At 51.6% G+C, this 4,535-nt stretch carries 4 protein-coding genes and 1 pseudogene; 1 reads left to right on the forward strand and 4 read right to left on the reverse strand.

Annotation, left to right across the window (positions count from 1 at the left end; all coding sequences use genetic code 11):
* Positions 1 to 398 (forward strand): annotated as a pseudogene (locus tag IM322_RS17145) (RNA-guided endonuclease InsQ/TnpB family protein); the annotation flags it as partial.
* Between the two features lie 33 nt (positions 399 to 431).
* Here IM322_RS17145 and cax read toward each other — a convergent pair.
* The 4 genes from cax to pstC form a co-directional block, all read right to left on the reverse strand.
* Positions 432 to 1,523 (reverse strand): calcium/proton exchanger, encoded by a 1,092-nt coding sequence (cax, locus tag IM322_RS17150; RefSeq protein WP_287674566.1) that lies wholly within the window; start codon positions 1,521 to 1,523, stop codon positions 432 to 434.
* Positions 1,524 to 1,596: 73 nt separating this feature from the next.
* Entirely contained in the window at positions 1,597 to 2,394 is a 798-nt protein-coding gene (pstB, locus tag IM322_RS17155) for a phosphate ABC transporter ATP-binding protein PstB (RefSeq protein WP_287674568.1), read from the reverse strand.
* A gap of 105 nt (positions 2,395 to 2,499) precedes the next feature.
* Positions 2,500 to 3,390 (reverse strand): phosphate ABC transporter permease PstA, encoded by an 891-nt coding sequence (gene pstA, locus IM322_RS17160; RefSeq protein WP_286825075.1) that lies wholly within the window; start codon positions 3,388 to 3,390, stop codon positions 2,500 to 2,502.
* 5 nt (positions 3,391 to 3,395) lie between these two features.
* Positions 3,396 to 4,337 carry a phosphate ABC transporter permease subunit PstC gene (gene pstC / locus IM322_RS17165; protein WP_287674569.1) on the reverse strand — a complete coding sequence of 314 codons (942 nt, stop codon included), beginning with the start codon at positions 4,335 to 4,337 and terminating at the stop codon, positions 3,396 to 3,398.
* Positions 4,338 to 4,535 lie beyond the last annotated feature (198 nt).

The following is a 4,535-nucleotide window of genomic DNA, read 5'->3' on the forward strand; positions in this document are numbered from 1 at the left end:
AGGATTTAAACACATCGGGAATGGTTAAAAATCGTAAGCTATCCCGTGCTATATCAGACTGAGGATGGCGTTCTTTTCGAGATATGCTATGAGCAAAGTCCGATAAATATGGGCGTAATTTTCGGATAATTTCCCGATGGGAGCCAACGTCTCAGCGATGTTCCTGTTGCGGGAATATCGGCGGGAAAAAGGCGTTAAATATACGTGAGTGGGAATGTCTTTTCTGTGGAACTTTTCATGATCGAGATGTAAACGCTGCGGTAAATATCAAGGTCGCCGGAGGACATTCGGAGACTTTAAACGGACGTGGAGGAAAGCGTAAGACTACTGTTAAAGAAGCAGCATCCCGGGTCGCGTCAACCCCATTCAGCGACCATTCTAAAAAGGTGGCGTGGTGAGGAATCGCCGTCCGTTTTACGGCGGCGAGGATGTCAACCCGGTGCGGGATGGAAAAAGAAAGCGAGGGCGATCACCGCGTAGGTCGCGACGAGTAATATGCCCTCTAGCCAGTTCGAGCGACCGTCGTTACTGATCGAGTTGGCCAGCCAGACGGCGACGGCGACGGCGACCAATTCAAACGGATCGAAATCGAGAGCCATCGGCTGACCGAGGAAATAACCCGCAATCACGAGGACGGGTGCGACAAAAAGTGCGATTTGTAGGCTCGAACCGACGGTGACAGAAACCGCTAGATCCATTTTGTCTTTTAAGGCGACCCTAACCGCAGTGGCGTGTTCGGCCGCGTTGCCGATAATTGGCAGCAGGATCACCCCGGTGAAGAGAGTCGTTAATCCTAATTCGCTCGTGGCTTCCTCTAGGGTATTAACTAACAATTCCGATTCGATCGCCACCCCGATCGTCACGAGAAATAATATCCCCACCCACAGCCAGAGATTCGGCTTTTTTACGCTTACGGCTTCTCCCAGCTCTTGAGCGAGAGCTGCGCCCCCCACCTCGTAAAGATAGGTATGGGTCTTCATCGAAAAAAGCAGACTCAGACAATACACAAAAATTAATACCGCCGCCACCGCTACCGAGAGACGCTGTATCGCCATCTCCTGGATTGCGGCGGAGGTGTATTGAACGGTCGTGGGTAGGAGGATCGCTGCGACGGCGAGATTCATCGACGAGGAATTTAAACGGGCGGTCACGGGCTGGAATTTCTGTTCTTTATAGCGTAAGCCGCCGAAAAACATCGATAAGCCCGTTACCAGAAGCAGATTCCCGATAATCGAACCGGTAATCGTCGCTTTCACCACCTCGATCAAACCCTCTTCCAGGGCGGCGTAGGCGAGAATTAATTCGGTAGCGTTACCGAAGGTGGCGTTCATTAAACCGCCAAGATTAGGACCGACCACGACGGCGATTTCCTCGGTTGCCTTTCCCATGTAAGCGGCCAGGGGAACGATCGCCAGACAGGCGCTCAGAAAAATGATCGTCACGTCCCAATGGAGGAAATTCCCAGCGATCGAGATCGGGACAAAAACCAACAAAATGGCGAAAATCCAGTTTTTTATATTCATACCAAGGGGTGTTTCGGGATCAAACCGCGCACGGTTTTGAAAAACAGACTATCAGCCTTCTTTACTGTTTCAATTACCCGAATCGCCCGGTAATATACTCCCGGGCCTCGTCGGTTTGCGGATTACCGAACATAACTTCCGTGGGGCTGAATTCGACTAATTTCCCCCGGCGTTTCCCAGACGAATCGGTTTCGGTGTTAAAAAATGCCGTCCAGTCGGCGATCCGCGATGCCTGCTGCATATTGTGGGTGACGGTGATGATCGTGTAACTTTCCTTCAGTTGTAGGCACAATTCCTCCACCTGACGGGTAGAGATGGGATCGAGAGCCGAACAGGGTTCATCCATCAATAAAACATCTGGCTTCATAGCGATCGCACGGGCGATACAGAGGCGCTGTTGCTGTCCCCCCGATAGTGCCGTTCCTTTTTCTTTCAGTTTGTCCTTTACTTCCTCCCAGATCGCCGCCTGCCGCAGGGAATACTCGACCAATTCCTCAAGATTTCCCTGATAACCGTTGGTTCGGGGCGCGTAGGCGATATTCTCGTAAATGCTCTTGGGAAAAGGGTTCGGACGTTGGAAAACCATCCCCACCTGTCGCCGTAACTTGACCGCGTTGACCTGCGAATCGTAAATATTCTGATTTCGGTAGAGTAATCTTCCCTCCACCTTGGCGCCGGGGATCAGATCGTTCATGCGGTTAAAGCAGCGCAAGAGGGTACTTTTCCCGCAACCGGAGGGGCCGATAAAGGCGACGATTTTTCGCGCAGGAATTTTAATATGAACATCCATAAGAGCGAGAAACCCGTTATAAAAAACTTTGACACCTTCCGCATCGAAAACACTGTGATCTGGGTTAAGGTGGGTAGTCATGGCAAAAATTCTCCTGAGTATGATTAAACGACTGGTTAAAAGGGAAAAGTGGGGAGTGCAGGAGTAGGGGATGTCAAGTATCTACCCCCTTGCCTGCTGCCTTCCCTAATTCGGTGTCGAATAACGTTGACGTAGATAGATGGCGATGGCGTTCAGCGCCATGATCAAAAGGATCAGAACAATAATCGTTGCGGCGGCGGCGTTGGCGAAACCGGGTTCAGGACGGGAGACATAACTAAAAATCTGAATGGGCAGTACCATAAATCGCTCGAATAAACCAGGATCGAAGGTCAGAAAACTCACCGCTCCCACGACCACTAGCGAGGCCGCGTCCCCGATCGCCCGCGACACGGAGATAATTACCCCCGTGAGAATCCCCGGCACCGCATAGGGTAAAACATGGTGTTGGAGCGTCTGCCATTTGGTGCTGCCTAGACCGTAGGAGGCTTGGCGGAGGGAATCGGGAACCGCCCGGATCGCCTCCCGCGCCGCAACGATAATGACTGGCAGCGAGAGAAGCGCAAGGGTTAAGGCCCCGGAAAGTAGGGTAGAGCCGAAATTCAGTAAATAGACGAAGACCCCTAAACCGAGCAAACCGTAAACGATCGAGGGAACCCCGGCCAGATTGCCGATATTCACCTCGATCAGCGCCGTCCACCAGTTTTTCGGGGCGTATTCTTCTAGGTATAGGGCTGCTCCCACCCCGATGGGCACCGCTACCAAGATCACGATTACTCCCAAATAGAGGCTACCGATAATCGCGGGGCGAATTCCCCCGCGATCGGGAAAACGGGAGGGGGTTTCCGTGAGAAAACCGGGGGTGAGTAGGCGGGCCAGTCCGTCATGAAGGACATTGAACAACAGTAGAGCGAGAACGAATAGACCGACGAGTAATCCGATCAAGAAAACATACTCGTAGATTTTGCCGATGGTTTCTCGGCTTTCGAGTCGATCGTTAAAGACGGCCGTATCCCTAGTAGGAGAAGATTTAACCATGATAATTAGTCGTATTTTTCCTTAAAGCGATTAGAAATCCAATAACTGCCGATATTGAGCGCCAGAGTGATCAGGAAAAGCACCGCACCGACCGCGTAGATGGATTTAAAATTGAAACTCCCTCTGGGGGCATCTCCACTAGAAACCTGCGCCATAAAAGCGGTCATGGTGGCGATCGATTCCAGTGGATTGAAAGTTAGACGAGGTTGAGCACCCGCCGCGATCAGGACGGTCATGGTTTCTCCCACCGCACGGGAAACCCCCAAAATAATCGAAGCCATAATCCCCGATAGGGCGGCCGGCAGAACCACCTTGAAAATTGTTTCCAGCTTGGTAATTCCTAGGGCGTAGGAACCCTCGCGCAGGGAACGGGGAACCGATTTAATCGCGTCTAGGCTGATCGAACCGACGGTCGGGGTGATCATGATTCCCATCATTAATCCCGCGCTGAGGGCGTTAAAAACCTCTACGGGTAAAAAATTCCGTAGTAAGGGCGTTAGAAAGATCAGTGCGAAGTAACCGTAAACTACGGTGGGAATTCCCGCGAGAATTTCCACGGCCGGACGCAGAATAGAAGCTGCTTTCGGGGTTGCGTACTCGGCCAGATAAATCGCTGAAGACAATCCCAACGGAACTGCGACCACCATTGAGATGACCGTGGTTAAAAGGGTTCCGTTAATCAACGGCCAGATCCCGAAACGGGGAGGATTAAAAAGGGGAGTCCATTGGGTATCCAAGAAGAACTGCCCGAAACTTACTTCCTGGAAAAAAGCGACAGTTTCCTTGAAAATAATAGCGACGATGCCGAAGGTTGTGACTACAGATACAAGGGCGCAGGCGAACAAAATCGTTCCGATAATTTTCTCGGGAACATCATCGGAGGCTCGCTTGAGAAGAGAATCCCCTCTTGCGAACAGAGAGTCATCAAAAGAACCGGTAGTGGTCATGGGAAATTTTGGGTCTGAAACCCCGCCGTAGAACGGCGGCTTTACGTTAGAATTAAGAGGCCAGTCTCGAAAACCAAGTGGACGGCGCAGCACCTTGAAAACTCGGCTTAGGGGGTTCCGACCAGAAAAGCTTGGCCGGGTAAAAAGTCGCGCGCAACAAGTACAAGAAGCTATAGGCGGTCAACGTACCGTGGGACA

The sequence above is a fragment of the Microcystis sp. M109S1 genome, assembly GCF_020247025.1.
In the GTDB taxonomy this organism is placed as follows: domain Bacteria; phylum Cyanobacteriota; class Cyanobacteriia; order Cyanobacteriales; family Microcystaceae; genus Microcystis.

Coding starts and splice junctions, on each gene's coding strand:
- cax (WP_287674566.1), bottom strand. CDS start 1,523: ATGAATATAAAAAACTGGATTTTCGCCATTTTGTTGGTTTTTGTCCCG.
- pstB (WP_287674568.1), bottom strand. CDS start 2,394: ATGACTACCCACCTTAACCCAGATCACAGTGTTTTCGATGCGGAAGGT.
- pstA (WP_286825075.1), bottom strand. CDS start 3,390: ATGGTTAAATCTTCTCCTACTAGGGATACGGCCGTCTTTAACGATCGA.
- pstC (WP_287674569.1), bottom strand. CDS start 4,337: ATGACCACTACCGGTTCTTTTGATGACTCTCTGTTCGCAAGAGGGGAT.